Source organism: Streptomyces sp. SYP-A7185 (assembly GCF_046103685.1).
In the GTDB taxonomy this organism is placed as follows: Bacteria; Actinomycetota; Actinomycetes; order Streptomycetales; family Streptomycetaceae; genus Streptomyces.
On record NZ_CP122310.1, the window covers coordinates 8994199 to 9019841 of the forward strand.

The 25643-nt window shown below is 73.2% G+C and carries 23 protein-coding genes; 14 read left to right on the plus strand and 9 right to left on the minus strand.

Features of this window, described 5'->3' with window-relative positions:
* Positions 1 to 40 precede the first annotated feature (40 nt).
* A complete protein-coding gene (locus tag QBL25_RS39610) occupies positions 41 to 376 on the plus strand; it encodes a hypothetical protein (RefSeq protein WP_409061800.1) in 336 nt (111 codons plus the stop codon).
* A 13-nt stretch (positions 377 to 389) separates the two neighbouring features.
* On the opposite strand, the gene QBL25_RS39615 is transcribed toward QBL25_RS39610, so the two are convergent.
* The 3 genes from QBL25_RS39615 to QBL25_RS39625 all read right to left on the minus strand — a co-directional run bounded on the left by QBL25_RS39615 (position 390) and on the right by QBL25_RS39625 (position 2611).
* Complete coding sequence (locus tag QBL25_RS39615; RefSeq protein WP_409061801.1) at positions 390 to 974, minus strand: HutD family protein; 585 nt, start codon at positions 972 to 974, stop codon at positions 390 to 392.
* A 55-nt stretch (positions 975 to 1029) separates the two neighbouring features.
* Positions 1030 to 1632 (minus strand): DUF6417 family protein, encoded by a 603-nt coding sequence (locus tag QBL25_RS39620; RefSeq protein ID WP_409061802.1) that lies wholly within the window; start codon positions 1630 to 1632, stop codon positions 1030 to 1032.
* A gap of 148 nt (positions 1633 to 1780) precedes the next feature.
* On the minus strand, positions 1781 to 2611 hold the full coding sequence (locus tag QBL25_RS39625; RefSeq protein WP_409061803.1) for a helix-turn-helix domain-containing protein: 831 nt from the start codon (positions 2609 to 2611) through the stop codon (positions 1781 to 1783).
* 102 nt (positions 2612 to 2713) lie between these two features.
* On the opposite strand from QBL25_RS39625, the gene QBL25_RS39630 reads away from it, so the two are divergent.
* The 3 genes from QBL25_RS39630 (at position 2714) to QBL25_RS39640 (ending at position 5588) form a co-directional block, all read left to right on the plus strand.
* On the plus strand, positions 2714 to 3484 hold the full coding sequence (locus tag QBL25_RS39630; RefSeq protein ID WP_409061804.1) for an SDR family oxidoreductase: 771 nt from the start codon (positions 2714 to 2716) through the stop codon (positions 3482 to 3484).
* A gap of 55 nt (positions 3485 to 3539) precedes the next feature.
* A complete protein-coding gene (locus QBL25_RS39635) occupies positions 3540 to 4937 on the plus strand; it encodes an SMI1/KNR4 family protein (protein ID WP_409061805.1) in 1398 nt (465 codons plus the stop codon).
* Between the two features lie 327 nt (positions 4938 to 5264).
* Positions 5265 to 5588 carry an ANTAR domain-containing protein gene (locus QBL25_RS39640; protein ID WP_409061806.1) on the plus strand — a complete coding sequence of 108 codons (324 nt, stop codon included), beginning with the start codon at positions 5265 to 5267 and terminating at the stop codon, positions 5586 to 5588.
* A 69-nt stretch (positions 5589 to 5657) separates the two neighbouring features.
* On the opposite strand, the gene QBL25_RS39645 is transcribed toward QBL25_RS39640, so the two are convergent.
* Positions 5658 to 6533: an oxidoreductase gene (locus QBL25_RS39645; RefSeq protein WP_409061807.1), complete on the minus strand. Its 876-nt coding sequence runs from the start codon at positions 6531 to 6533 to the stop codon at positions 5658 to 5660.
* 79 nt (positions 6534 to 6612) lie between these two features.
* On the opposite strand from QBL25_RS39645, the gene QBL25_RS39650 reads away from it, so the two are divergent.
* Positions 6613 to 7284, plus strand: a complete 672-nt coding sequence (locus tag QBL25_RS39650; RefSeq protein ID WP_409061808.1) for a DNA-binding response regulator — start codon at positions 6613 to 6615, stop codon at positions 7282 to 7284.
* A gap of 194 nt (positions 7285 to 7478) precedes the next feature.
* Entirely contained in the window at positions 7479 to 11357 is a 3879-nt protein-coding gene (locus QBL25_RS39655) for an ATP-binding cassette domain-containing protein (protein ID WP_409061809.1), read from the plus strand.
* Between the two features lie 130 nt (positions 11358 to 11487).
* On the opposite strand, the gene QBL25_RS39660 is transcribed toward QBL25_RS39655, so the two are convergent.
* Positions 11488 to 12090: a hypothetical protein gene (locus tag QBL25_RS39660; protein ID WP_409061810.1), complete on the minus strand. Its 603-nt coding sequence runs from the start codon at positions 12088 to 12090 to the stop codon at positions 11488 to 11490.
* Positions 12087 to 12743, minus strand: a complete 657-nt coding sequence (locus tag QBL25_RS39665) for a hypothetical protein (protein WP_409061811.1) — start codon at positions 12741 to 12743, stop codon at positions 12087 to 12089. Before QBL25_RS39665 ends, QBL25_RS39660 begins: the two co-directional genes overlap by 4 nt.
* A 296-nt stretch (positions 12744 to 13039) precedes the next feature.
* Between QBL25_RS39665 and QBL25_RS39670 the strand changes: the two genes are divergently transcribed.
* Positions 13040 to 14464, plus strand: coding sequence for a helix-turn-helix domain-containing protein (locus tag QBL25_RS39670; RefSeq protein ID WP_409061812.1), 1425 nt, complete (start codon positions 13040 to 13042; stop codon positions 14462 to 14464).
* 26 nt (positions 14465 to 14490) lie between these two features.
* On the opposite strand, the gene QBL25_RS39675 is transcribed toward QBL25_RS39670, so the two are convergent.
* A complete protein-coding gene (locus tag QBL25_RS39675; RefSeq protein WP_409061813.1) occupies positions 14491 to 15510 on the minus strand; it encodes an Lrp/AsnC family transcriptional regulator in 1020 nt (339 codons plus the stop codon).
* A 92-nt stretch (positions 15511 to 15602) separates the two neighbouring features.
* On the opposite strand from QBL25_RS39675, the gene QBL25_RS39680 reads away from it, so the two are divergent.
* From QBL25_RS39680 to QBL25_RS39705, 6 genes are all read left to right on the plus strand, one after another.
* A complete protein-coding gene (locus QBL25_RS39680; RefSeq protein WP_409061814.1) occupies positions 15603 to 16895 on the plus strand; it encodes an amidohydrolase family protein in 1293 nt (430 codons plus the stop codon).
* Positions 16892 to 18499, plus strand: coding sequence for an AbgT family transporter (locus QBL25_RS39685; RefSeq protein ID WP_409061815.1), 1608 nt, complete (start codon positions 16892 to 16894; stop codon positions 18497 to 18499). The genes QBL25_RS39680 and QBL25_RS39685 overlap by 4 nt, the downstream gene beginning before the upstream one ends.
* Before the next feature lie 118 nt (positions 18500 to 18617).
* Positions 18618 to 20012 carry an MFS transporter gene (locus QBL25_RS39690; protein ID WP_409061816.1) on the plus strand — a complete coding sequence of 465 codons (1395 nt, stop codon included), beginning with the start codon at positions 18618 to 18620 and terminating at the stop codon, positions 20010 to 20012.
* A complete protein-coding gene (locus QBL25_RS39695; RefSeq protein WP_409061817.1) occupies positions 20002 to 21477 on the plus strand; it encodes a pyridoxal phosphate-dependent decarboxylase family protein in 1476 nt (491 codons plus the stop codon). Before QBL25_RS39690 ends, QBL25_RS39695 begins: the two co-directional genes overlap by 11 nt.
* A 271-nt stretch (positions 21478 to 21748) precedes the next feature.
* The gene (locus tag QBL25_RS39700; RefSeq protein WP_409061818.1) at positions 21749 to 22096 is read left to right on the plus strand and encodes a hypothetical protein; all 348 of its coding nucleotides are present in this window, start codon (positions 21749 to 21751) and stop codon (positions 22094 to 22096) included.
* Positions 22097 to 22147: 51 nt separating this feature from the next.
* Positions 22148 to 23038: an LLM class flavin-dependent oxidoreductase gene (locus QBL25_RS39705; RefSeq protein WP_409061819.1), complete on the plus strand. Its 891-nt coding sequence runs from the start codon at positions 22148 to 22150 to the stop codon at positions 23036 to 23038.
* A gap of 22 nt (positions 23039 to 23060) precedes the next feature.
* Here the strand turns inward: QBL25_RS39705 and QBL25_RS39710 are convergent, their stop codons facing one another.
* Positions 23061 to 23690 carry a maleylpyruvate isomerase family mycothiol-dependent enzyme gene (locus QBL25_RS39710; protein ID WP_409061820.1) on the minus strand — a complete coding sequence of 210 codons (630 nt, stop codon included), beginning with the start codon at positions 23688 to 23690 and terminating at the stop codon, positions 23061 to 23063.
* A 210-nt stretch (positions 23691 to 23900) separates the two neighbouring features.
* Here QBL25_RS39710 and QBL25_RS39715 point away from each other — a divergent pair, with 210 nt between their 5' ends.
* Positions 23901 to 24845, plus strand: a complete 945-nt coding sequence (locus QBL25_RS39715) for an epimerase (RefSeq protein ID WP_409061821.1) — start codon at positions 23901 to 23903, stop codon at positions 24843 to 24845.
* 121 nt (positions 24846 to 24966) lie between these two features.
* Here the strand turns inward: QBL25_RS39715 and QBL25_RS39720 are convergent, their stop codons facing one another.
* The gene (locus QBL25_RS39720; protein WP_409061822.1) at positions 24967 to 25623 is read right to left on the minus strand and encodes a hypothetical protein; all 657 of its coding nucleotides are present in this window, start codon (positions 25621 to 25623) and stop codon (positions 24967 to 24969) included.
* Between the last annotated feature and the right edge of the window lie 20 nt (positions 25624 to 25643).

Genomic DNA, 25643 nt, shown 5'->3' on the forward strand with positions numbered 1-25643 from the left:
CTCCGCATGGCTCGCCGATGCCCATCACCCGGGATTTCCTATGCATCGCTTCTTCGCCGACGACCAGTTGCTCATCGTCCCCTCGCCCACCGCCGCCGACGGCGTGTGTCTTTTCGGCGAGGTGCTGGGCTCCCACAAGGCCGCGCTGGCCCTGGCTCTGACCACACAGCGCAAGACCAGCCAAGAGATCACCATCGACCTGACCGGTGTCCACTACCTGGCCAACAGCGCCCTGGAGGTCCTCGTGGCCCTCGCCAAGAACCTCCGGCCGCCCCAGCACCTGCTCGTCCGCGCCGCCCCGGCACTGTCTCTCCGGGAACGGCTCACCGCACGCGGATGGGACGACATCGAAACCCTGTGCCTCGCGGAGGGCTGACCTCGCCGACGCGTCAGAAGGCCGCGGCGATCCTGATCTCCGCCACCGCGCCGTCGCCCCGAAGCCGCACAGCCGCCGGCCCGTCGTGGCGCACGCAGTCGAGACGGCCGAGCACGGCCTCCCACCCGTCGGCGCCGCTGATGGTGATCCCCTCGGTGACCGCCATGACGAGCAGAATCTCGCCCGCCGCGCACACCAGGTCCGCACCCTGCTCACCGGTGACGGGCGCGATCCGCACCTGTGCCCTCGCGCGGCCCCTGCGGGTCATCACGTTCATGTCGCGTACCGCGCCCGCCTTCAGCCGGCAGTCCGTCGCCGCGTCACCGGAGAACGCGAAGGGGCTCAACGGCTCCACCAGCCGCGGGGCCCCGTCCACGGTCAGCACCATGCCCTCGCCCTCGACCAGGGTGATCACGCGATCGATCCCGGGAAAGGCGGAGAAGGGCCCTTCCACCTCCACGTCCGCGACGCTCACCCGCCAGTCGAAGCCGTCCGCGGCCTGACCCACGTCACCCGAGGCGACCTCCCGCGTCATCCCGCCACCGTTCTTCCACGGCACACTGCGGTACGCGCTCCACCGCAGGACATCGCCACCCACCCGAGGCCGCCTCCTTCGTCCCTCGCCCGTCCGAACCGAGGCCAGCGTACGGCGGCTAGCTTGCCTCGCCGCGCTCCGGTGTGGGCACGCGCAGGAGCGGTGGAGGGGTGTAGTGCACCCCGTAGACGCGGGCGAAGCGATTGGCGGGGGCGGCCGAACCACTGAGGCGTTCCAGGAAGAACGCGCGGGCGACGGAGTGCATCTGCTCGCCGCTGACGTGGATGACCCATCTGTTGGAGGCGGCGCTGAAGCGGGCCGCCTCCACCGCCGACCGCAGGCCCGGCGCGGGTCCGTGGTGCAGCTGTTCGGCCAACGCGGTGTACCGGCGCAGGGCGTCCAGCTCCGAGCGGCGCAGGCCCACCTGTTGCAGGCCCGGCACCGGTTCCTCCGCGCGTGGGGGAGTGGCCCGTACCTGGGCGTAGAGCAGCGCGTCCCGGCCGTCGGCCGTCAGCCGCACCGCCCACGGCACCGGGTAGCCCGCCTTGGCGGAGAGTTCTGCTTGCTCCTCGCGAGATGCCATGCGGGCCAGCCCCAGTTTCACCAGGGGGCCCATGGCGCGTTCATCGAGGCCGGGGCCCGCCGTGGCCCAGTCGTCGTTGGCGCGCTGCACGTCAGCCACCCGTTGCAGCAGCGCGAAGTGTCCCGCCGAGCGCCGCATCCCTGCCCCTCCCGCCGCACAGTGCGTTGCCGCGACGCTAGCGCGCATCCCCGTCCGAAGGGGCGCAGTTGGGATGGTCTCCCCCCTCGAAAACGGGTCGGGTCCCGGCAAGTCGAACAGCCGCGCGGGAGCGGGTGTCGTCGTCTGCTCAGGACCGCGGCCGTGCTGTCGCGGCCAGTGAGCCGAGCAGGGCCAGTGCCTCGCTGCTGGATGAGGCCGGCTCCGCGTGGTAGACGACGAGTTCCTGGCCGGGGGCCGCACGCACGTCGAAGGTCTGCATGGTCAGCGTCAGCGGCCCGACCCCGCGATGGACGAAGCGCTTGCGTTCCAGCGCCTTGCCCCGCGCGTCGTGGCGGGCCCACAGCTCGGCGAACTCCGCGCTGCGCTCAAGGAGTTCGCCGAGGACCTGCCGTACCCGCGGGTCGTCGGGCGCCGCGCCGTGCCCCAGCCGGAAACCGGCCACGGAGTTGCGTGCCACGTCGTACCAGTCGCGGTAGAAGGTGCGGGCGGCGGGATCGGTGAACACGACGTGCAGGAGGTTGCGCGAGTGCCCCCAGTCGTGGAAAAGCGCGTCGGCGATCGTGTTCGAGGCGAGCACGTCGTACGCGCGGTTGTAGACGACGGCCGGATTGTGCGGCCAGGCGTCCATGAGAGCCAGCAGACTCGGCTCGACCCGGTCCGTCACGGCGGCGGCCCTGGCGCGTGGGCCGATCCCGGCGATCCGGAACAGGTGCAGCCGGCCGTCCTCGTCCAGGCGCAGGGCGGTCGCCAGGGCATCGAGCACCTGCGCGGAGGGCGTGCGTTCGCGCCCCTGCTCCAGACGGACGTAGTAGTCGGCGCTGACCCCGGCCAGCAGGGCGACCTCCTCGCGCCGCAGCCCCGGCACCCGGCGATATCCCGTCACGGGCAGGTTCGCGTCGGCGGGAGTGACCTGGGCGCGCCGCGCGGTGAGGTAGTCGCCGAGTTCCGTACGTGCCATGTCCTCATGCTAGGCCGGGGTCCGCCGGGCTTCCTGGGTGCGCCGCACCCAGGAGAACACCGCCTCTCCCGGGAACGCTGCGGCCGGGCCAGCCTCAAGGACATGACCACACAGCACACGGACAACATCACCCCCGACGACCGCAAGGTCGTCCTCATCACCGGCGCCAGCAGCGGCATCGGCGCGGCCGTCGCCACCCGGCTCGTCACCGAGGGCCATCTGGTGGTGGCCGGCGCACGCCGCACCGACCGCCTGCGGGAACTGGCCGAGACCACGGCCGACGCGGCCGCACGCTCCGGCGGCGACCTGTACCCGGTCCAGGTCGACGTGAGCGACCGCGCGGACGTCGAGGCCTTCGTCCGGGCCGCCCACGACCGGCACGGCCGCGTCGACGTCTTCGTCGCCAACGCCGGCGTCATGCCCCTGTCGCGGCTGGACTCCCTGCTGGTCGACGAGTGGGACCGGATGATCGACGTGAACGTCCGCGGCCTGCTGCACGGCATCGCCGCCGCCCTGCCGGTGTTCACCGCCCAGGGCTCGGGGCACTTCGTCACGGTCGCCAGCATCGGCGCCCACGAGGTCGTGCCCACCGCGGCGGTCTACTGCGGCACCAAGTACGCGGCCTGGGCGATCACCGAGGGCCTGCGCCAAGAGGCGGACCCCTCGGTCCGGGTCACCACCATCTCGCCCGGCGTGGTCGACTCCGAGCTCGCCACCACCATCACCGAGGCCGGCGCCGCCGAGGCCATGCGCGCCTACCGGGCCCACACGATCGGGCCCGAGGCCATCGCGGGCGCGATCTCGTACGCCCTGGCCCAGCCGTCCGACGTGGACGTCAACGAGATCGTCGTACGGCCCGTCCGCCAGCGCTGAGCCCCCGCACGGGGCGGCGGCCCGCGCTGTCGGTGGGGCCGCGTACGGTCTGCGCATGGTGGATCAGTATGCGTCCGCGCCGGCCGTGCGCGCCTTCGCGACCTGGGAGCCCGTGCTGCGGCTCCTGTGGGGCGGCGGGGCGCGGGAGCAGGATGCCCCGGCCCTTCGCGTGGCGGGCCGGATCAGCCGCGACAGCTGGCGCCTGCCGCGCGGGCGCCGGCCTTCGGACGCCGACGAGGCGGCCCGGGCCGAGGACCAGCGGGCCGAGGCGGCGGCGGTGCGGCAGGTGCAGGACGCGCTCGCGGCGGCCGGTGTCGACACCGTCTCGTTCACGGGGAAGCTGGCGCCGGATGGCAAGGCCGTTTTGCGTCTGCTGGGGCCCAGCCCCGCCGTGGAACCCGGCGGTGACGACCCAGGAGTCCTCCTGTTGGTGCAGGACGCTGTTCCGCAACCCTGGCGGCGTCTTCCCGATCCGGTGCCCGCAGCGGTACCGGCCCCCTCGGCGGACCCGGCGCTGCTGGAGCGGCTGCTGCGGGAGCGGTTGCCCGGTGCGGTCGGTGCGACCGAGGCGGAGCTGGCCGCCGCCGAATCGCGCCTCGGCGTTCCCCTGCCGGAGGAGCTCAAGGTCCTGTACCGGGTGGCACGGCCCCGGCGGGGGGAGCCGGGCGAAGCCCAGGGGGCCGATGCCCTCGACTGTGAAGCGCTCGAAGGCGAGCTCTTCACCCTCGACGACCTGTACGTGGCCGACGCTGCGTCCCGCCCGCGCCCGTGGAGCGTCGCGGCCCGGGAAGCGGTCCTCACCCCGCCCGACGCCGCCGTACAGGGCTTGGTCGGTTCGCCGGGATGGATCGCCTTCGGGGACAACGGCGGTGGCGACCGGCTGGCGGTCGATCTGACCCCCGGCCCGCAAGGGCACACCGGACAGATCATCCTCCTCGGTCACGAGCAGAACATCGGGGCCGAACTGGTCGCCGACTCGCTCACCGACCTGGTGCGGGGCCAGGACCTCCAGGGGCGCGGCGGCGCGGTCGGACACGGGCCGCCGCCCGTCGCGTACGTCAACATCCACGGCCTGCCGAGTGTCGGGGCCGCCGCGCACCCCGGCATGGAGGTCTTGGCCATCGGGGTGTGGGAAGGCGATCCCCTGAGTCTTGCCCCGGCCGCCGGGCTGCCCCGGCTGAGGACGCTCACCGCCTACCCCGGCACGCTCGCCGACCCTCTGGAGATCGCCGGTCTCACCACGCTGGAGTTCCTGGAGATCGGCCCGGACGAATGGCGCGTACTCCTCGACGCGGGAGCCGTCCCGCGCGGTCTGTCGGCCGCCGTCGTCAAGGTGCGCGGTGACGAGGACCCGCTGCTCATGGTGGCCCTCGCCAACGAGATCCTGGCCCTGTGGCGCCGTCCGCAGATCATCAGGCACCGCCTCGAAGGCACCCTTGATCCCCTGCCCTGACCGGCCGGGGGCACCGCCCGCATGTGTCCGGATCTGCCCGCCCCAGCCCGCTCGGCCGGCGAATCGAGAAGGTCGCCCGTTTCAGATCAACACAGGGGGCTACTCGATCGCTGCGTAAGCACAGCGCTGTGCGACGTAGGCGCCGGTCGGTTGGGACACACAGCCACCGGCGCTGCCGCATGCACGGAATCGCAAACTCTGGCCACGGCTGTGGAGAATCTGCGATGCTCGGCTCATCAGCGGAGCTGCCGGCCTGACAGAGGCAGTCCGAGAAAATGAGAGGTGGAGCAGGTGGCCTCCTCACCGGACTCTCCCGACGCTTCGGGATTGAGCCCACACACTGATCCCGATCAAGAGGTCGTCGACGACGACTGCGCGGATGAGGTCTCCGAGATCAGGGCGTTGCGCACCGAGGTCAATGAACTGCATCGCGCCATGGAGTCCCATCCGTCCATCGACCAGGCGCGGGGCATGCTCATGACACTGGGGCCGTGCACCGCGGACGAGGCGTGGGAGATTCTGGTCGAGGTGTCGCAGCACTCCAACACCAAGCTGCGGGCGGTGGCGGACGAGCTGATCGCCACGACGGAGGGCGAGCCGCTGCCCGGGCCGATCCGCGCCGCTCTCAACGAGGCGCTGAGAAAGCGATAGGCGGCGGACGGGGCAGCGGCTGCGGTCGGCCGGACCGCGGACCGTGCCGTCAGTTCGGCGAGGCCTGTCTCACGTGGTCAGTTCGGCCAGATCCGTCGCGTCGAGACGCAGGCCGGCCGCCGCGATGTTCTCGGTGAGGTGGGCGGGGGAGCCGGTGCCGGGGATGGCCAGCATGTTCGGCGCACTCGCGAGCAACCAGGCGAGGGCGACCTGCGCGGTCGTCGCCCCGTGCCGCTCGGCGACCTTGGTGAGGCGCTCGTGCTCGATGGGGTCGAAGCCGCCGCCGAGCGGGAAGAACGGCACGTAGGCGATGCCGTGTTCCGCACAGTTCGCGAGCACGGCGGCATCACCGGGCCGGTGCACGTGGTACTGGTTCTGCACCGCGACGACCGGCGCGACAGTCTGCGCCTCTGCGAGCTGCCGCGCGTCGACGTTGCTGACGCCCAGGTGACGGATCAGCCCCTCCTCGCGCAGCTGCGCCAGGGCCGCGAACCGGTCGGCCACGCTCTCGCCGCCGGGCTCGCGCATCCCTCCGACCCGCAGATAGACCAGGTCGAAGCGGTCGAGGCCCAGGGCCCGCAGGTCCTCGGTCACCAGCTCGCGCAGCTGCTCGGGGCCCGCCTGCTCGCTGGGCATGCCGTCCGCTCCGGGCAGCGGCCCCACCTTGGTGGCGATCAGCAAGTCGTCCGGGTAGGGCGCCAGCGCCCGGCGGATCAGGTCGTTGGCCCGTACGTCGCCCCGGGTGTAGAAACCGGCCGTGTCGATGTGGTCGACGCCCGCTTCGACGGCCTGTCGCAGGACCGCGATACCGGTGCGCGGATCGCGGGCCGGACCGGTGAAGGTGCCCGACGGCAGCCGCATCGCGCCGAAGCCGAGCCGGTTGACGCGCAGGTCGCCGCCGAGGGTGAACTGGCCGCTCGCGGCGGCCGTGATCTGTGTGGTCATGTCCCAAGCCTGGACCCGCCGGGACCGGCACAGGACCGGATGGCAACCTGTTGCCACGCCGATGAGGAAGACTGGGAGGGTGACGACCGACCAAGCGACAGTGACGCTGCACGGTGAGAGGGAGCTGGCCGCGCACACCGCCCAGCTGTTCGGCGAGACGACGCGGGAGTTCTTCTGCGCCGCCGACGACCTGCACACCTGGTCGCGGCCCGAGGCCAGGGAGACGATCGCGCGCCGCTTGCGCCCGCGGATCGAAGGCGGCACGGTCGTACGGAAGCTCTACACCCCCGCGGTGCTGGCCGACGAGGATCAGCGGCTGCATCTGTTCGCCGTCGCGGCCGCGGGCGGTCTGGTGCGGATCCGCGCCGCGACGCTGCCGCACGAGACGATCATCATCGACCGCAGAGTGATGATCCTGGCCGGCCGCTCCGGAGCGCGCGGCCGTGAATTCACGATCACCACCGCCCCGGCCCTCGTCGGCGGCGTCCACGCGCTGATGCGTGCCACGTGGGACGCGGGCACCCCGCTCGCGGACTACCTCCGGCGTGAGACCGAGGGCCTGGACGCCGATTCGCTGGCCGTCCTGCGGGCGCTCGCGGCCGGAGTCACCGACGCCGTGGGGGCGCGCCGCGTCGGCATGTCCGTGCGGACCTACCGCAGGCGGGTCGCCGAGCTGATGACGGCGCTGGAGGCCGACTCGCGTTTCCAGGCGGGCGTCATCGCGGGCCGCCGCGGCCTCACCGGCAGCTGACCGGCGTTTCGGCGCGGCGTCGGGCTTGGCCGGCACCGGCACGGGGACGTCCGAGCCCCCGCTCGCCCCTGAGTCGTGCCACGACCGGGCAGGTGACCGGCAGCGTCCGGTCGGGACCGGGACCCTCGTCCGGACGCCGGGCGCCTCTGTGAGCATCGTGCACCCGATGGTGGTGCACGGCTCAGGAGGCCGGAATGCGGACGTGGCAGGAATGGACGGCTGCCGTGCGGCTGCTGTGGCGGGCCGGTCCCCGCCACACGGTCGCCCTGGCCGTGACGGTGGTCTGCGGGGCGCTCACCGGACCGCTCATCGTGATCGCGACCGGCCGGCTCGTGGGGGCACTGCCCGCAGCCGTGGAAGGGGGCGCCGGGTCGGCGCAGGCCCGCGGTGCGCTGGCCGTGCTCACCGTGTTCGGTGCGCTGACCTTGGCACGTACGGGACTGCGCGCGCTGGAGAGCGGGCTCGCGGCGGTCCTGCGGCTGCGGGCGGCCAGTGTGGTGGAGGACAGGGCCATCGCCGCGGGGACCGGCCCGGACGGCATCGGACACCTCGAAGAGCCGGGCTACGCCGACACGCTGCGCCTGGCCACCGAGCAGGGCACCCGGCCCGACCAACTCGCCGCGCTGCTGCCCGAGATCGTACGCCCGCGGCTCGAAGGGATCGGCCTGCTCGTCCTGCTGGCGCCGCTGGCCTGGTGGGCACCGCCGCTCATGGCGCTCGCCGCGGTGCTGACCTACCGCTCCTACCTGCGGCTGTCACGGCAGGTGCACGGCAGCATGGAGGCGGCAGGCGCGGTGATCCGAAGGGCGGGCTACCTGCGGTCACTCGCCGTGGACCCCGAACCCGCCAAAGAGGTACGTGTCTTCGGGCTCGGCACCTGGCTCGCCGACCGGATGACGGCCGTGTGGCAGGCGGGCATGTCCCGGGTCTGGGCCACCCGCGGAACGGCCGCGCGACGCGCTTATGGCGCGGTGGGGTTCGTCGTGCTGGGGGAGGGCCTGGTCCTGGGATACGCGGCCTGGGCCGCCGCGCGGGGCGACCTCGGGCTCACCCAGCTCGTCATCAGCGCCCAGGCGGCACTCGCCCTGCCGGCCCTCGGCTGGGTCGGCGACGACGACCTCTTGGTGCGCGACGCGCTGCTGGGACTGCGCTCGCTCGCGGCACTGGAGTCACGGGGGAGCGCCGGATACGGGCCGGGGCGGGGCCCGGCCGAGAGCCGCCCGGGGCAGAAGCCGGACGGAATCGGCCGCGCCCATGGCCGCCCGGCCGGCCCGGCGATCCGCCGCACCCTCGCCTTCGAATCCGTGGGCTTTACCTACCCCGGCACGGACCGGCCCGTGCTGCGCGGGCTCGACCTGGAGATCCCGGCCGGAACCTCCGTGGCGATCGTCGGGGCGAACGGCTCCGGCAAGACGACACTGATCAAACTCCTCGCGCGGCTCCACGAGCCCGACGCCGGACGCATCACGGCCGACGGCGCGGACGTGCGCGCCGGCGACGCGCGGCAGTGGCGCCGGGGAATCTCCGTCGTCTTCCAGGACTTCGTGAAGTATCCGCTGACGCTGCGCGACAACGTGGCGATGGGCGCCCCGGACATCGGCGGCGACACGGGCGCCCTGGAGCGCGCCCTGGAGCTGGCCGACGGCGCCGACCTGCCCGGCAGGCTCGGTGCGGGCTGGGAGACCGTGCTCTCCCGGCAGTTCACGGGCGGCGCCGATCTGTCCGCCGGCCAGTGGCAGCGGGTGGCACTTGCCCGCGCCCTGCTGGCGGCGCGGTCGGGCGCCGTGCTCGTGCTGGACGAGCCCACCGCGCATCTCGACGCGCGGGCGGAGGCCGCCTTCTTCGACCGGTTCCTGACGGTGAGCGGCGGGGCCACCACGATCCTGGTCTCCCACCGTTTCTCGGGCGTACGCAAAGCGGACCTCATCCATGTCCTGGACGGCGGCCGCATCGTGGAGAGCGGCTCCCACGACGACTTGATGGCATTGGAGGGCAAGTACGCCCACATGTACCGGTTGCAGGCGGAGCGGTTCGCCGCCGACGAGCTTGCCTGCGCCGATACAGCAGACACAGCAGACACGGCAGACACGGCAGAGACCGCCGGTGGCCCCGGCGCGTCCCGATCTCACCGCCCGCGGGCGCGCACCCGTCCGGCGGAGGCGGCCCGCGAACGGCCGCAGACCGCCACCGCCACCGCCACCGCCCTCGACCCTCCCGACGACGCCGGACACGGGGGGCGGGGTGGGCGCGGGGTGCTCGACGCCCTGCGCACCCTGGTCACCGAATCCTTCCGGGAGTCCTGGAAGCTCGCCGTGCTCGGACTGCTGCTCGTGCCCGCCGCGGCCGGACTCGCGGCCCTGCAGGCCCTGTGGCTGCGGTCCCTGGCCGAGGGCGCGGAAGAGGGGCTGCCGAAAGCCACGGTGACGGCGGCTCTCCTGCTCGTGGTGAGCCTCGGCGTGTGGGAGGCGGTCGAACTGGCGGCCATCGGCGCCAGGATCGGGCTCAGCGAACGCGTGGGCTTCGCCTTCGACCGGTTGCTGGCTCGGCTCGCCGCGGGGATACCCGGACTGCGCCACCAGGAGTCGCCCGCCTTCCAGGACCGGCTCCATCTGCTGCGCGACCGCACCCTGGCCATGGGCGCCCTGCTCAACTGGGTGCTCAACCTGCTCGAGCAGCTCGGCGGCTTCCTGGTGACCGCCGTGCTCCTGGCCACCGTCCATCCCGCCCTCCTGGTGCTCCCGCTCGTCGGGGCGCTCGCCTTGCGCCTGCAGGTCTCGGCCCGGGGCGTCCTCGCCCGCGCCCAGGAGGCCACGGCCGCCGACTACCGGCTCGCCGCCCGGCTGGCCCGGCTCGCCACCTCGCCGGACGCGGGCAAGGAACTGCGCGTCTTCGAGGCGGGGCCCGAACTGTGCGCCAGGGTGCGGGAGTTGCGCCGCCGCGCCGACAGGGTGTCCGGCCGGGCGCAGTGGCGGTTCGCCGCGATCGGGAGCGTGGCCGGACTCCTCAACGCCCTGGGCCTGATCGGCTCGGTCGCCTTCGTCGTGCACCTCGCTGTCACCGGTCACACCAGCCTGGGCGCGGTCTTGCTCGCCGTGGTCCTGGCGGGACGCTTCACGGGGCATGTCGGCGGACTCGTGCAGGCCACGGGGGCCGTGGTCGATTTCCTGCAGAGCGCCGAGCGGCTGCGCTGGCTGCGCGCCTACGCGGAGCGGGCGAGCCTCGCGCCGCAGGCCACCGGGGCCGGCCACGCCGCGAAGCCCGCCTGGGCGCCGGTGCCCTCGCGGCTGCGCACGGCCATCACCGTCGAAGGACTGTCCTTCCGCTATCCGGGCACGGCCCTGACCACGCTGCACGACGTGCGCCTGCGGCTGCCGGCCGGGGCCGTGGTGGCCCTGGTCGGGGAGAACGGCTCCGGGAAGACCACCCTGGTCAAGCTGCTGTGCAGGATGTACGAGCCGACGCTGGGCCGGATCACGGTCGACGGCGCCGGCCTGGAGGCGCTGGCGCCGGAGCGGTGGCGGGAGCGGATCGCCGCCGCGTTCGAGGACTTCGTACGCTACGAGTTCGCGCTCCGCGACACCGTCGGCGTGGGAGACCTGTCACGGATCGCCGATCCGCGCGCGGTCGCCGACGCCCTGGACCGCGCCGGTGCCGGTGATCTGCCCGGCTCTCTGCCGGACGGCCCGGACACCCAGCTGGGCAGCCGCTGGGAGCGCGGCGTCGACCTGTCGACGGGCCAGTGGCAGAAGCTGGCGCTCGCGCGCGCCCTGATGCGGCCCCACCCTCTGCTGCGCATCCTCGACGAGCCGACCGCGTCCCTGGACGCGGAGACCGAGCACCTCATCTTCGAGCGGTACATCGAGGCGGCACGCCGCCCCTGCCCGGACGGCGGTGACCCCGACACGGTCACGCTGCTGGTCACCCACCGGTTCTCGACCGTACGCGGCGCCGACCTCATCGTCGTCCTCGCGCACGGCCGCGTCGCCGAGACGGGCAGTCACGAGGAACTGCTGGCGCGCGACGGCCTGTACGCGCGGATGTACGGGCTCCAGGCGCGCGCCTACCGGACGTGACGCCCCCGAGGGCACACAGAGCACATCGACGGCCGTACGAGAGGGACGGCCGCACGCGACGGGCGCACAAGGAAGGAGCGCCGGCCCGGGCCGGCGCTCCTCCGCTGGGTCGTGCTCTGCCCGCGACGGGCTACGCGGCAGCGTCCTGCGCGATCACCCACGCCGGGTCGCGCGGCTCCACCTTGTTGGCGAAGGCGACGAGCTGGGCGTACGTGGCCAGGTCGGCCATCGCGGACTGGATCCGCGGCAGCGCGGTGTCCGCCGCCGGGACGTCGGCCCGCTCCAGCCACTCGCTGATCAGCGCGGCCACCGCGAGCGTGCGCTCGCGCATGTCGCGGCAGATGCCGAGCGGGCCGCCGATCCTGGCCTGCCCGGTGAACGCCTGCCACAGCTCGGCCGACTGCGGTACCTGGCCCAGGCTGATGCCCGAGCGGTAGAGCCGGTCGTAGTCGAGCCTGCTGTACCAGGCGGCGGTCTCCGGAGTGAGCGTGCCCGTCGCGAGGATGTCGGCCACCTGGGCCAGCATCCGTGCGGCGCCGCCGAGCCGGTCGCGCGCCGCCGCGGCGTACACGGCGGCGCCGGCCACCCCGTCGCCGTGCTCCGCGAGTTCCAGGGCCCGGCACAGCTCGCTGGTGGCCGCGTTCAGTTCGGTGCCCGCTGCCATGGCGAGCTGCTTCTTGTCGCGCAGGTCCTCCTCACTGAGACTGAGGAGCTTGTTGCAGACGGCGCTCATATCCCGTTCCTCCTTTCCTGGCCGGCGCCCGCGACGGCGACGGCACCGGGGGTCATGCCGAGGATGTTGATGACGGCCAGTGCCTGGCCGTAGATCCGGATGCGGTCGAACCCGGTGAGCAACTGCCAGGCCACGCGCTGCCAGTCGGCGGCACCGGCCTCGGCGGCGTGCGCCGCGAAGCCGTCGAGCGCCGCCGAGAACGTGGTCAGTTCGGACACGAAGTGGCCGAACGCCGCCTCGTCCCCGCCCTCTTCGTAGCGCCGCGCGATGGTCTCGACGGAGGCCTGGTCCAGCTGGACCAGGTCCGCCTCGCGGGCCTCGCCGAGCGTCTCGCGCACCGGGGCGGTCCCGCCGCCCGCGACCCGCAGCCGCTCGTCGTGCACCGGGTAGAAGCCCAGTTCCTGGGCGACGCGGTGCGAGGTGCGGTACTCCACCAGTGCGGCGCGCACGGCGGCCGCGGCGCAGCGCACCCGCAGGGCGGCCTGGCGCACGTCGTTGAGCTCCAGGTCGGAGTGCATCAGGTGCAGCTCGCTGCCCGCCCGCATGAAGTGGGCCGAGCCCGTGGCGATGGGACCGTCCACGCGCTCGTACAAGGACTGTTCGGCCACGCTGCCGTCAGGCAGGCTGGGGGCTTTGTTGCAGACCCTGCTCATATAGGTCGTGCCTCCTTGGTTGTCCGATGTCGGTCGTGCGGTGGTGCGACGCCCGGTCTCCCGGCGTCCGACGCGGCCCGCACCAAACCGGCGGACGGTATTTCACGAATGCCGTAGCGACAGCCGGTGCGGTGCCCGGTCGCCGATACGCGGGACCCGAGCGGTAGAGGGACTCTCGCAGCGCGTCCCGGGGAGAGATCCCCGAAATCGGGCACCACCGGACAGGTCCGGATGGCCTCGGCCAGGCGACGGTCAGTGGTGTCGCCCGGCGCGGGCCGGCAGGGAGGTCGCGGTTCATGCCAGCGGGAACGGGGGCGGCGGGACACCCGCCGGAGGGAGGAGCGCGGGAGGCGGCCGGCGATGTCGGCCCGGTCGATTCCGTGGACACGGCCGATGCGCTGGCCGCGCTGCTGCGACAGCTGCGCAGGCGAGCCGCGCGCAGGGACGGTGGCGCGCAGATCACCTACCGGCAGCTGGCGGCGCGCACCGGCTGGGCGCACGGGGTGATCGGCGACTACTTCGCGGGCAAGACCCTGCCGCCGACGGACCGCTTCGACACCTTGGTGCAGCTGCTCGGCGCCACCGGGCACGAGCTGCGTCTGCTCGCCACGGCCCGGGACCGGGTGGAGGAGGCACGCCGGTTCCGCCCGGGGCCGGGCGGCCGCACGGTGCCGTACGGGGCGGAGGGCGCCGGATGGTCGCTGCCCGTCCCGCGCCAGTTGCCGCCGGACATCGCCGCACTCCCGGGCCGGGCAGGGGAGTTGGCGGCGCTCGACGTGCTCCGCCCCGCCCCCCGGGGCAGGGGGCCGCTGGTGGTGACGCTCGACGGGCCGAGCGGCGTCGGCAAGTCGGCGCTCGCCGTGCACGCGGCCCACCGCTTCGGCGAGCGGTTCCCCGACGGCCAGCTGTACGTCGATCTGCGGGGCTCACGCCGGGACGAGCACCCGGTCCCGGCCGACGTCGTCCTGCGGCGCTTCCTGGGCGCGCTGGGTGCCCCGCGGCCCTACCCGGGCGGCGTGGCGGACGCGGCGGCGGCCTACCGCACGCTGCTCACCGAACGGCAGCTCCTGGTCGTCCTCGACAACGCCGTGGACGCGGCCCAGGTGCGGCCCCTGCTGCCCGCGGCGCACGGCTGCGCGGTCCTGATCACCAGCCGCGGTGTCCTGGCGGCCCTGAACGGCGCCGTCCCTCTCCATCTGGCGCCGCTGCCGCCCCCGGCGTCCCTGGACGTGCTCGGTCTGTGGGCGGGAGCGGGGCGGCTGACGGCCGAGCGGGATGCCGCCGAGGCCATCGCGCACCACTGCGACCACCTGCCGCTGGCGCTGCGGATCGCGGGCGCCCGCCTGGCGGCCCGTCCGCGGTGGCCGGTGCGGGAGCTCGCCGACCGGCTGGCCGACCCCGGGCGGCGGCTTGCGGAACTGTCCTTCGCCGATCTGGACATGGGTGCGGCCCTGGAGGCGGGCCACCGGGAGCTGCTGGCCCGGGGGCCCACCGGCAGGGCGGCGGCGCTCGCCCTGCCCCTGCTGGCCGCCGGGCACGGCGAGTTGACGGTGAGCCAGGCGGCGGCGACCACGGGCGGGGCGCCGTCGGCCACCGAGGTGATCCTGGAGCAGCTGGTGGACGTGCAGTTCCTGGAATCCCGGGCGCCGGGCCGCTACCGCTTCCACCCGCTCACCCGGCTGTTCGCCCTGCGCGCGCAGGCGCGGGAGAACGGGACCTGAGGGGCGCGCGTGTGAGCCGGAGTTCGCTATGCGTCCCAGTAGTTGAGCGGGGCTGAGCCCACGCTGTGCCCTCTGCGGTCCAGGATGCGCCCCACGTGCTTTACCGTGCGCAGCACCACGGCCCGCTCCGTGATGCGCAGGTCCAGGTGGGCGAGGCGGCTGTTGAGCAGCGCCTCGGTGGTGTGGACCTCGGAGAGGGCCGGCAGCCAGATGTCGAGCACCAGATTGTGCGCGCCCGCGGTGATGCTGCACATGCGCAGGCCCGGCAGGGTGCGCAGGGCGCTCACCGTCTCGTCGAGATGCTGGGCGGGCACCGAGCCGAAGTAGACGACCGAGACCGGAAAGCCGGTCAGGGGCCTGGCCAGTGCGCAGCGCAGCGAGAGCCGTCCCGTGCCGGTCAGGACCCGCAGGCGGCGCCGGACGGTCGCCGCGGAGGCGCCGACGCTCTGGGCGAGGTCCGTCAGCGGCATCCGGCCGTCGGCGCCCAGCGCCAGGGCGATCCGCCGGTCGAGGGGGCGCAGCGGTTCGTCGGGGAGCGCGGGGCGGTCCACGCTCAGGGCGGTCCGCTGCTGCCGGGTGAGGCTGCGCAGTCGCCAGGAGGCCCCCTCGAAGGGTGCCGCGGTGATGACGTGGCTGCGTACGGCGCGTACGCCCGGCAGGTGCGACACCCGCTCGCCGGAGAGCCGGGCGAGGCCGTCCAGGTCGCAGGCGCCGACGATGGCGAGCAGGTCACGCCCGCCGGAGGTCTGCTTCAGGCTCAGCACGTGCGGGTCGCGGGCGAGTTGCCCGATGGTGTCCTCGCTCAGCCGCCCGTCCATGTCGATCTCGATCTGGGCGTAGACGCCTTCGTCGTGACCGGGCGACAGATAGCCGTCGACCCAGGCCACGCCCGCGCGCACCATGCGCTCCCAGCGGCGGGCGACCGTCACCGCGTCGACCTCCAGGACCTGGCCCATGCGCACCCAGGGAATCCGGGGCTGGATCTGCAGGGCGTGCACGATCGCCAGGTCCAGTTCGTCCAGCGGGGTGGCGCGCTGCGTATCCATGAGATGGGCCAAATCCTGCGTCGGAAGCATCGTGGTGAAGGATTCCGGCGATTTTACACAGCCGTGATCCCTGATACCGAGGATCGTCGGCCATGAGCCACGCACAGTTCTCCTCCTTGCGCATCATCCGGGCCCGTCTCGTCGACGGCACCGGCGCGGCACCCGTGACGGACGCCGTGATCGACGTCGACGAGGACGGCACGATCGTCTTCGCCGGACCGGCGGCCACAGCGCCGCGAGCGCCCGCCCGCGCCCGCACCGTGGACGCGGCGGGCCGCACGGTCCTGCCGGGCTTCATCGACACCCACGTCCACCTCGCCATCGCATCGCCCCGTCAGATGGCCCGCCGCCACGAGAGCGACCCGACCCTGGAGACCTTCCGCACCGCCGAACGGCTGCGCATCACCCTGGAGGCGGGCATCACGACCGCCCGCGACCTGGGCGGGCTGCCGGCCGGCTACCGGGACGCGGTCGCCGCGGGCCTGACCGCGGGACCCCGGCTGCACACCGCGGTCCGCATCCTGAGCCACACCGGCGGGCACGCCGACTTCCGCTCCGAGTGCGGCTTCGACCCCAGCGCCGGGGTGGGCGAGATCGCCGACACCCCCGACGAGGTGCGGATCGCGGTGCGCCGCCTGCTGCGCTCGGGCGCCGACGTGATCAAGGTGTGCGCGACCGGCGGCATGAGCAGCCCCTACGACCAGCCCGACGACGAGGGCCTGACCGTCGAGGAGATCCGCACGGTCGTCGACGAGGTGGCCCGGCACGGCGGCCGGCCCGTGGCGGCCCACGCCCAGGGCACCGCGGGCATCGTGAACGCGATCCGCGGCGGCGTCAGCAGCGTCGAGCACGGCTACGGCCTCACCGCCCGGGCGCGCGAACTGGCCGGTGAGCACGGCACGTTCGTGGTGCCGACGCTCTCCACGGTGTTCGACGGCATCGACCGCTCCACCATGGAGCCCTTCCACTACGAGAAGAAGGTCCGCTGGTCGGGCATCACCCGCGAGAACATCGCGGCGGCCATCTCCGACGGCGTACGGATCGCGATGGGCACCGACGCGGCGATGGTGCCCCACGGCCGCAACCTGCGCGAGCTCTCCCACCTCGTGTCCCTGGGCATGACCCCGCAGCGGGCCATCGAGGCGGGCACCCGCAGCGCCGCCGAACTCCTGGGCCTCTCCGCGCAGATCGGCACGCTGGAGGCGGGCAAACACGGCGACCTGGTGGTGTGCGAGGGCGATCCCCTCGCGGACATCTCCGTGCTGTCCGACCCGGCCAACGTCGTGCTCGTCGCCCAGCGCGGCGCCGTCCGCAAGGACACGCTGGGCCTGGCGCGGACCGCCGGTGCGGCGAGCGGCGCCCCAGCGCGCGGAGTTGCCGGATGAGCGCCTCGCTGACCCCGGCGAAGACGCCGGCCGGCGGGCCGCCGCGGCGCTCCGCACTGGACAAGGTCCTGGGCGGCATCGAGCGCGCGGGCAACAAGCTCCCGCATCCGGTGCTGCTCTTCCTCGGCCTGTTTGTGATCATCGGCACGGTGTCGACGGTCCTGGCCGCCACCCACACCACCGTCACGGTGCCCGGCCAGGACAAGACCCTCGCGGTCAAGGGCCTGTTCAGCGGCGAGGGCGTGCGCTGGCTGCTCGAGAACTTCATCCCGAACTTCACCGGATTCCCCTCCCTGGGCACCGTCTTGCTGATGATGGCCGCGGTCGGCGTGGCCGAGAAGACGGGCCTTTTGGAGACGGCCGTACGCGCCTCCATCGCGCGGGCCCCCAAGCGGCTGCTGCCCTACCTGGTCGCCTTCGTGTCCTGCCAGGCCCACCTGATGAGCGACGTGGCGATCCTGGTCATCCCGCCGCTGGCCGCGCTCGCCTTCAAGAACGCGGGCCGCAACCCGATCGCGGGCCTCATCGGCGGATTCGCCTGCGTGTGCGCGGGCTATGCGGCGGGCTTCTCCATCGGGGCGCTCGACGCGCTGTACACCGGCATCACCCACCAGGCCGCCGCGGTCGTACCGGGCGGCGAGAGCGCCCCCACGCACATCCTCATCAACTACTTCTTCACCGCCGCCGCCAGCTGCGTGCTCGCCCTGATCGGCGGCTTCCTGATCGCCCGCGTCCTGGAGCCCCGGCTGCCCCAGCCGGACCCGGACGCCGACGTGCGGGAGAGCGCCGAGGGCGAGGAGGCGGCACAGGGGGCCACCGCGCCCCCGGCCGCCACGGTGAGCGTCACCGCAAGGCAACGCACCGGCCTGCTGCGCTCGGGCCTGGCCGTCCTGCTCTACGCCGCCGTCGTGGTCACCTGCTGGCTGCTGCCGGGCTCCCCGCTGCGCGGCGAGGGCGGCGCGCTGGTCCCCTCGCCGGTCCTCAACGGCATCGTGCCGCTGCTGTTCGTGGCGTTCGTCCTCGCCGGCGTCGTCTACGGCCGCACCGTGGGCACCCTCACGCGCGCCGAGGACGCGCCGCGCATGATGGCCGAGTCCATCACCGGCATGTCCGGCTACATCGTGCTGATCCTGGTGATCTCTCAGGTCATCGGTGTCTTCGACTGGTCCAATGTCGGCACCCTGCTCGCGGTCAACGGCGCGAACCTCCTGGAGTCCGCGGGCCTGACCGGCTTCACGGGCCTGGTCCTGTTCGTCCTCCTGGTCTGCGTCCTGAACCTGTTCGTCACCTCGGGCTCGGCGCTGTGGTCCCTGGTCGCCCCGGTCTTCGTCCCGGCGTTCCTGCTCATCGGGATGGAACCCGCCGTCACCCAGGCCGCGTTCCGCATCGGTGACTCCGCCACCCAGATGATCACGCCGCTCAACCCGTACGTCTTCTTGATGCTGACGATCCTGCGCCGCTACGAACCCGGGGCGCAGCTGGGCACGGTCCTGTCCCGGCTCTCGGTGTTCGTGGTCCCGTTCCTGATCGCCTGGCTCGCGGTCCTCGGCCTCTTCTACGGCCTCGGCCTGCCGCTGGGCCCCGGCGCGGACATCCACCGCTGATCCGACGCCCCGCTCCGGACAAGCGGCCAGGGCCGGTCGCGGATGGCGGCGGGGTGTTCACAGCGCCGTCACGTCAGACCCTTGTCGATCGCTCGAACCGTCGTTCATGATCTGCGGCATGCCAGCAGACACCCGTGCGGACCCGGGCCCGGAGCAGGTCCCGCCCCTGCCGCGCGGGGTGCGCGTGGGATACGGCCTCGGCTCGCTGTGCACCGGGACCTTCGCCACCGTGCCGGGCCTGATCCTGCTCTACTACCTCACCAACGTGCTCGCCGTCCCCGCGGCGATCGCCGGGGCGGCGGTCTTCCTGCCCAAGGCCTGGGACGTCCTGATCAACCCGCTGGTCGGAGCGCTGTCCGATCGCAGCAGGCTCAAGGGCGGGGGCCGCCGGCCGTTCCTGCTCGTCGGGGCCTGCACCCTGCCGCCGCTGTTCGCGCTCATCTTCGCCGCGCCACCCCTGCGGGCAGGCGCGGCGGCCGCGTACGTGGCCGCGCTGTTCCTGCTGGCGGCCACCGCCTACGCCGTCTTCCAGGTGCCGTACGTGACGATGCCCGCCGAGATGACCGAGGACCCCGCGGAGCGCGGACGGGTGCTGGGCTGGCGGGTGGCCTTCCTGGGGGTGGCGATCCTGTTGTCCGGGGCTCTGGCACCGGCCATCGCCCACGCCGACGGCGACAGCCCGGCGAGCTACCGCACGATGGGGGCGGCCGTCGCCGGCCTGCTGGCCCTGGGCATGTTCGGCGCCTGGTTCAGCACCCGGCGGGCCCCGGTGGCGGCCCGGGCCGAAGCCGATCCCTCGCTGCGCGCCCAGTTGGCCGCCGCCCGCTCTCATCGGCCGTTCCTCTTCCTGGCCGGCATGTGGACCCTTCAGGCGCTCGCCGTGGGCGTCATGCTCGCCGGCGTCCAGTACTTCGCCACGTACACGCTGGGGCGGCCCGCCGCGGTCAGTGTCCTGTTCGCGTGTCTGATCGGCCCGCTCGTCCTGGTGATGCCGCTGTGGAACCGCCTGGCGCGCAGGCGCGGGGCGACGTACGCGCAGTGGTGTGCCTCTCTGCTCTTCCTCGCCGGGACGGTGCCGCTCGCCTGCACCGCGGCGGCAGGCCCCGCGGTCGCCTACGGGGCGACCGCCGTGCTCGGAATCGCCTACGCCGGGCTCCAGTTGCTGCCGATGACCATGCTCGCCGACACGCTCGCCGCCGACGTGGCCCGCACCGGCAAGCGGCGGGCGGCCACCTTCACGGGCCTGTGGACCGCCGCCGAGACCCTGGCCTTCGCGCTGGGCGCCGGGCTGTTCGCCCTGCTCCTCGCGGTGACCGGCTTCCGCTCCTCCGACGCCGACCACCGGGTGGCCCAGCCCGAGTCCGCCCTGACCGGCATCACCCTGGGCACGAGCGTGCTGCCGGGCCTGCTGGCCGCCGCGAGCCTGTGGGCGCTGCACGGCTACCGCGAGGACCGCGCCGCCCCCACCCCCGTCCCGACCATCCCGCAGGAAGAGACCAGCCGTGACGACTGACCGCATCCGCCCGCTGCCCACGGCTCGTCCTGCCGCCGACGTCCTCGCCGAATTGCGGGCCCTGCGCGAGGCCGACGCGCCCACGCGCGGCGGGCGCACCTTCGCCTACGTCTACGACGCCGGTCTGCAGGGACTGGACGAGCTGGCCGCCGCCGCGTACACGGCGTACGCGACCGTCAACGGCCTGGACCCGACCGTCTTTCCCAGCGTCGCCCGCCTGGAGAACGACCTGGTGGGCGCCGTCGTGGAGCTGCTCGGCGCGCCGGGCGCCCAGGGGACCTTCACCAGCGGCGGCACGGAGAGCATCCTGCTCGCCGTCAAGACGGCCCGGGACCACGCCCGCGCGGTCCGCGGGATCACCGCGCCGCAACTGGTCCTGCCGTCCACGGCCCACGCCGCGTTCCACAAGGCCGCCCACTACCTGGGCCTGGAGACGGTGGTCGTGCCCGTCGACCCGGACACCTTCCGCGCGGATGCGGCCGCCATGGCCGCCGCGCTCACCGACCGCACGGCCCTGGTGGTCGCCTCGGCCCCCTCCTACGCGCACGGAGTGATGGATCCGGTGGCGGAGATCGCCGCGGCGGCCGCGGCCCACGGCGTGCTCTGCCATGTCGACGCCTGCATCGGCGGCTGGCTGCTGCCCCATCTGCGCCGCGCCGGACGGGAGGTGGCGCCGTTCGACCTGTCCGTGGAGGGAGTCACCTCCCTCTCGGTGGACCTGCACAAGTACGCCTACGCGGACAAGGGCGCCTCGGTGGTCCTGTACCGGGATGCCGCCTTGCGCCGCCACCAGTACTTCGCCCACGCGGGCTGGCCCGGATACCCGGTCGTCAACCCGACGGTCCAGGGCACGAAGTCCGGGGGCCTGCTGGCCCAGGCCTGGGCGGTCCTCCAGCACGTCGGCGCCGACGGCTACACCGCGCTGGCCGGCCGGGTCGCCGACGCGTGCGACCGCCTTGTGGCGGGCCTGCGCGCCACCCCGGGGATACGCGTGCTGGGGGAGCCGGCCGCGGGCCTGGTCGCGTTCACCGTCCTGGACGCCGGGGACGGCGAGCCCGCCCTGAGCCTGCTGCTCCACCTCGCCGACGAGATGCGTGAGCGCGGCTGGTACCTGCAGCCCCAACTCTCCTTCGACGCCATGCCGCCCAATCTCCACCTCACCCTGACCCCGGCCACCGTCGACCAGATCGACGCGCTCCTGGAGGATCTCGCCGCCGCGCTCCGGGCGGCCCGCGCCCTGCCGCCGGTGGCCGTGGACCCCGGCCTGGCCGACCTCGCCGCCGGCCTCGACCCGCAGACACTGGGCCCGGAGGAGATCGCGGCCGTCCTGGCCTTCGCGGGCCTCGGTGACGGGGCGGCACTGCCCCGGCGGATGGCGCCGGTACTGGTCCTGCTCGACGCACTGCCCGGGCCGCTGAAGGAACGCCTCCTGTCGGAGTTCATCGGCGCGGTGTTCCAGACCTGATCTCCGCTCCTCCGTCTCGCCACGTACGGGTGACGCGCCCGGCCGGGGAGGAGGTTCACCCGGGCCTTCGTCCGCGGGCGGCGACGGGCATCCCCCCGCGCACCTAGGCTGATCCCACCAGCGTCGCCCGTTCGACGTGACCGCGTCTTCATCGACGACCGACCTCCTCGCCGGCCGGAGTTCCCGGCCGGCCCCCACTCCATCGTCCCGTCGGTCTGTTCCACCTGCCGACATGACGCAGCTGACATGACGCACAGGAAAGTGGCCCACCATGATGTACGACCAGGCACGCGCGCAGCAGCCGGCGGACCAGCCGCGGGGCTCCACCGAGCGTCGCACCCCGGGCCCGGACGCACTGCTCCCGGCGACCGAACAGGACCGGCTTTCCCTGCGGCTCCAAGAAGCCCTCAACGACTTCGCCGGCAGTCCGCTCGCCTCCCTTGAGGAGGCCGAACGCATCTTCGACGAAGCGGCGGCCCAGCTCATGAGCGCACTCACGGAACGACGGGACGCCCTCCACGACGGCTGGCAAGGCCGGGACCCGGAGACCGAGTCGAACGACCTGCGGCACGCCATGAGGCAGTACCGGGAGATCACGCAGCGGTTGCTGCGTTTCTGAGCGGGCGGCGGCACGGTTGCCGGTGCCGGGGGTGTGCAGCAGGATGCGGGGATGCGCTTCTCGGTGAACATTCCCAACTTCGGTGATTTCGCTGACCCCCGCACCGTGGCGAAGCTGGCCGCGGCCGCGGAACAAGCGGGGTGGGACGGACTGTTCGTCTGGGACCACGTGCTGCATCGCAGGCATGCGGGCCGTCCCTTCGGTGACCCCTGGATGCTGCTGACCGCCGCCGCGCTCGCCACCTCCCGGATCAGGCTGGGCACGCTGGTCACCCCGCTCGCCCGGCGGCGCCCGCAGCAGCTCGCCCGGCAGGTGGCGACGCTGGACGTCCTCAGCGGCGGCCGGGTCACCTTCGGCGCGGGCCTCGGCGGGCCCGTCGAGGACGAGTACGGCAGCTTCGGCGACACCACCGACCCGAAGGTGCTGGCCGAGCGCCTCGACGAGGGTCTGGGCCTGGTGCAGCGCTACTGGTCGGGTGAGCCGGTGGACCACGACGGACGGCATTACCAGGCGCGTGACGTGACGCTGCTGCCGGCCACGGTCCAGCAGCCTCGCCCGCCGGTCTGGATCGCGGGCTTCTGGCCCCACCGTCCGCCCATGCGCCGGGCGGCCCGCTGGGACGGCGCGGTCCCGCTGTTCACGGACGCCAGGCACGGGCATGTGCCTCCGATCGACCAGATCCGCGATCTGGTGGCCTATGTGCAGGAGCAGCGCGAAAACCAGCGTCAGGACCAGCGCCAGGAATCGGCCGACGCTCCGTTCGACATCGTTTTGGGCGGCGCCTCGCCGGGTGGTGACGCCGCCAAGACCCGTGATCTGATCGGCCCGTTGGCCGATGAGGGCGTCACCTGGTGGGACGAGCGGCAGATCCAGACCGGCGAGGGGCTCGACCGACTCGAACCGGTGCTGCGCCGCGTCGAGCAGGGCCCGCCGGTCCTGTGACGGCCGGTCCGCGCGGGCGCCGTCAGGCGGCGGCTGCCCGCAGTGCGGCCAGCCCCGGCCCGTCCAGTTCGTCCAGCGCCTCCGAGCGCCCGGAGATGGCCAGGAGCAGGGACAGGGCGGGGCCGTGCACCTCCGGCCCGTCCCCGATCGTCACGTCGGCGTCCGTGGGCGCCAGCCGGAGCCCGGCCACCTTCTCCTTGGCTCCGCCGAAGGACACCGACGTACGAGCCTGCAGGCGCAGCGCTCTGAGGACGGCCTCGGGACGGTAGGTATGGGTGAGTCCCAGGGGGCGGCGGATGTCCTCGCCGTGGACGACCTCTTCGACGAGCCGGGTGTCCAGGGGCGCCGGAGGAGCCGACGTCCGGGACGTCACCTGACGCAGGCGCTCCAACGTCTCCTGCGGTGAGGCACCGCGCCGGCGCCGCACCCCGCGGGCGTTCTGCCGGTCGAAGTCGAAACGGGCCCGGACCATGGACCCCACGAATCCCAGGCGTGTGGTGCGGGCGGTGTCGATCAGGTGGGCGACCACGTCGTGCACGGTCCAGCCCGCACACAGCGAGTCCTGCTCCCACTGCTTGTCGTCGAGCCGCGCGAGGTCTTCGACCAGCGCCGCACGCTCCCCATGGACCAAGGCCCAGACATCATTGCTCACGGCTCATCCTTTGCTCGAACCCCAGTGTCTGTCAGGGGAGACCCGCGAGACGGCAGGAACTCATCGGGGCGAGTCATCCGGCGGCCTCATCCAGCACTGAGGCGGAGGTGGGGCAGGTGCGTGACCGGCGGGGTCCCGGGCGGATGCGCCGGTGGGGGCAGGTCTAGGCTCCCGTTCGGGGAGTGGTCGTTCGACCGAGGGGGAAGCGCGATGAAGGTAGTGCTGGCGGGAGGCACCGGTCAGGTGGGGGCCGTGCTGGAGCGGGCGTTGACCGTTGCCGGGCATCAGGTCGTCGTCCTGACGAGGAACCCCGTGCGGGCCCGCCAAGTGGCCTGGGACGGACGGACACTGGGCCCGTGGTCGCAGGAGGTCGACGGCAGTGATGTCGTGGTCAATCTGGCGGGGCGCAGCGTGAGCTGCCGCTACACCGAGGCCAATCTGCGGGACATGATGGACTCACGTGTGCGGTCGGCCGAGGTCGTCGGCGCGGCCATCGCCGCCGCGGCGAAACCGCCGCAGCTGTGGCTCCAGATGAGCACCGCCACGATCTACGCGCACCGTTTCGACGCGCCCCACGACGAGGCGAGCGGTGTCATCGGCGGTACGGAGACCGGGGTGCCCGACTACTGGGAGTACAGCGTCCGGATCGCCAAGAACTGGGAGCGCGCCCAGCAGGAGGCCGGCACCCCGCACACCCGCAAGGTGGCGCTGCGCGCCGCGATGGTCATGAGTCCGGACCGGGGCGGTGTCTTCGACGTGCTCCTGCGGATGGTCCGCCTGGGCCTCGGCGGTCCGGTGGCGGGCGGGGCGCAGTACCTGTCGTGGATCCACGACCGGGACTTCGTGCGCGCGGTGGAGTTCCTGATCGCCCGCGAGGACGTCGCGGGCGCGGTGAACCTCTGCGCACCCGGCCCGCTCCCGCACCGCGCGTTCATACGTGACCTGCGGGCCGCGGCGGGGGTCCGTGTGGGGCTGCCCGCCACCAAGTGGATGGCGGAGATCGGTGCCTTCGCGCTGCGCACGGACACCGAACTGCTCCTCAAGAGCCGCCGCGTCGTCCCGGGCCGACTGCTCGAAGAAGGCTTCGTCTTCGAGCACGAGAGGTGGCCGGGCGCGGCGGTGGATCTCGTGCGGCGCGCACGAGTGCGCCGCTGACGGCCTGGGTGGGGCGCTGTCCACCGGTGACCGGTGGACAGCGCCGAACCCCATCTCAGTACACGAACGCCTCGTGCACCGGCTCGATCGCAGCGGGCACCTGTGGGCGGTGCCGGCTGGTTCAGACGGCGGCGTTCTCCGACTGCGGTGCGGCAGCGGTGGCTTCCGCCGGGGCGGCCGCGGTGTAGAAGACCGAGGAACCCTGCTTGGTGCGGTGGGCGCGGCCCTTGGCGACCAAGCCCTCGACCGTGGTGCGCACGACGGTGGTCTTGATGGTGCGGTCCGGGCGGTCCTGGGCGAGTGCGGTGGTGATCTCGGCGGCCGAGCGCGGTTCGCTCTGCTGGCTGAGGTGGCTGTCGATGAGCTCGACGAGAGTGGGTCCGGCCGTCGGCTCGGCGGACTTCTTCGCCGCTGCCTTGGGGGTGGACTTGGGAGCGGACTTGGCTGCCTTCTCCTTGGGCTTGGAGCTGTCCTTGGCCTTGGCGGCCGCAGCCTTCTTCGTTCGGGCCGCACGCGAACTGTTCGCACTTGTCCGCGGTGCGGGCACCGCCTTCTTGCCCGTTGACGCGCGGCTCGGCGCCTTCTTGGCGGCGGCCGGCTGCGCGGCGGTGGTGCCGGGGGTGCCCAATGCCTGCTGCATGCTGAGCAACACCGCGTGGTCGTTCTGAAGTGCGTGCAGTTGTTCCTGCAGCGCGGCCATCTCGGCCCCGAGGCGTTCTTGTTCCTTGCTGTTGGTCTCCAAGTCCGCGGCTACGCGGGTGGCGTATTGGGCCTGCACTCCGGCAGTTTCCGACTGAA

Excerpts from the sequence above, each read along its gene's own strand:
- QBL25_RS39610 (WP_409061800.1), top strand. The coding sequence starts at position 41 with ATGCATCGCTTCTTCGCCGACGACCAGTTGCTCATCGTCCCCTCGCCC.
- QBL25_RS39620 (WP_409061802.1), bottom strand. The coding sequence starts at position 1,632 with ATGCGGCGCTCGGCGGGACACTTCGCGCTGCTGCAACGGGTGGCTGAC.
- QBL25_RS39625 (WP_409061803.1), bottom strand. The coding sequence starts at position 2,611 with ATGGCACGTACGGAACTCGGCGACTACCTCACCGCGCGGCGCGCCCAG.
- QBL25_RS39630 (WP_409061804.1), top strand. The coding sequence starts at position 2,714 with ATGACCACACAGCACACGGACAACATCACCCCCGACGACCGCAAGGTC.
- QBL25_RS39635 (WP_409061805.1), top strand. The coding sequence starts at position 3,540 with ATGGTGGATCAGTATGCGTCCGCGCCGGCCGTGCGCGCCTTCGCGACC.
- QBL25_RS39645 (WP_409061807.1), bottom strand. The coding sequence starts at position 6,533 with ATGACCACACAGATCACGGCCGCCGCGAGCGGCCAGTTCACCCTCGGC.
- QBL25_RS39655 (WP_409061809.1), top strand. The coding sequence starts at position 7,479 with ATGCGGACGTGGCAGGAATGGACGGCTGCCGTGCGGCTGCTGTGGCGG.
- QBL25_RS39660 (WP_409061810.1), bottom strand. The coding sequence starts at position 12,090 with ATGAGCGCCGTCTGCAACAAGCTCCTCAGTCTCAGTGAGGAGGACCTG.
- QBL25_RS39665 (WP_409061811.1), bottom strand. The coding sequence starts at position 12,743 with ATGAGCAGGGTCTGCAACAAAGCCCCCAGCCTGCCTGACGGCAGCGTG.
- QBL25_RS39670 (WP_409061812.1), top strand. The coding sequence starts at position 13,040 with ATGCCAGCGGGAACGGGGGCGGCGGGACACCCGCCGGAGGGAGGAGCG.
- QBL25_RS39675 (WP_409061813.1), bottom strand. The coding sequence starts at position 15,510 with ATGGATACGCAGCGCGCCACCCCGCTGGACGAACTGGACCTGGCGATC.
- QBL25_RS39680 (WP_409061814.1), top strand. The coding sequence starts at position 15,603 with ATGAGCCACGCACAGTTCTCCTCCTTGCGCATCATCCGGGCCCGTCTC.
- QBL25_RS39685 (WP_409061815.1), top strand. The coding sequence starts at position 16,892 with ATGAGCGCCTCGCTGACCCCGGCGAAGACGCCGGCCGGCGGGCCGCCG.
- QBL25_RS39690 (WP_409061816.1), top strand. The coding sequence starts at position 18,618 with ATGCCAGCAGACACCCGTGCGGACCCGGGCCCGGAGCAGGTCCCGCCC.
- QBL25_RS39700 (WP_409061818.1), top strand. The coding sequence starts at position 21,749 with ATGATGTACGACCAGGCACGCGCGCAGCAGCCGGCGGACCAGCCGCGG.
- QBL25_RS39705 (WP_409061819.1), top strand. The coding sequence starts at position 22,148 with ATGCGCTTCTCGGTGAACATTCCCAACTTCGGTGATTTCGCTGACCCC.
- QBL25_RS39715 (WP_409061821.1), top strand. The coding sequence starts at position 23,901 with ATGAAGGTAGTGCTGGCGGGAGGCACCGGTCAGGTGGGGGCCGTGCTG.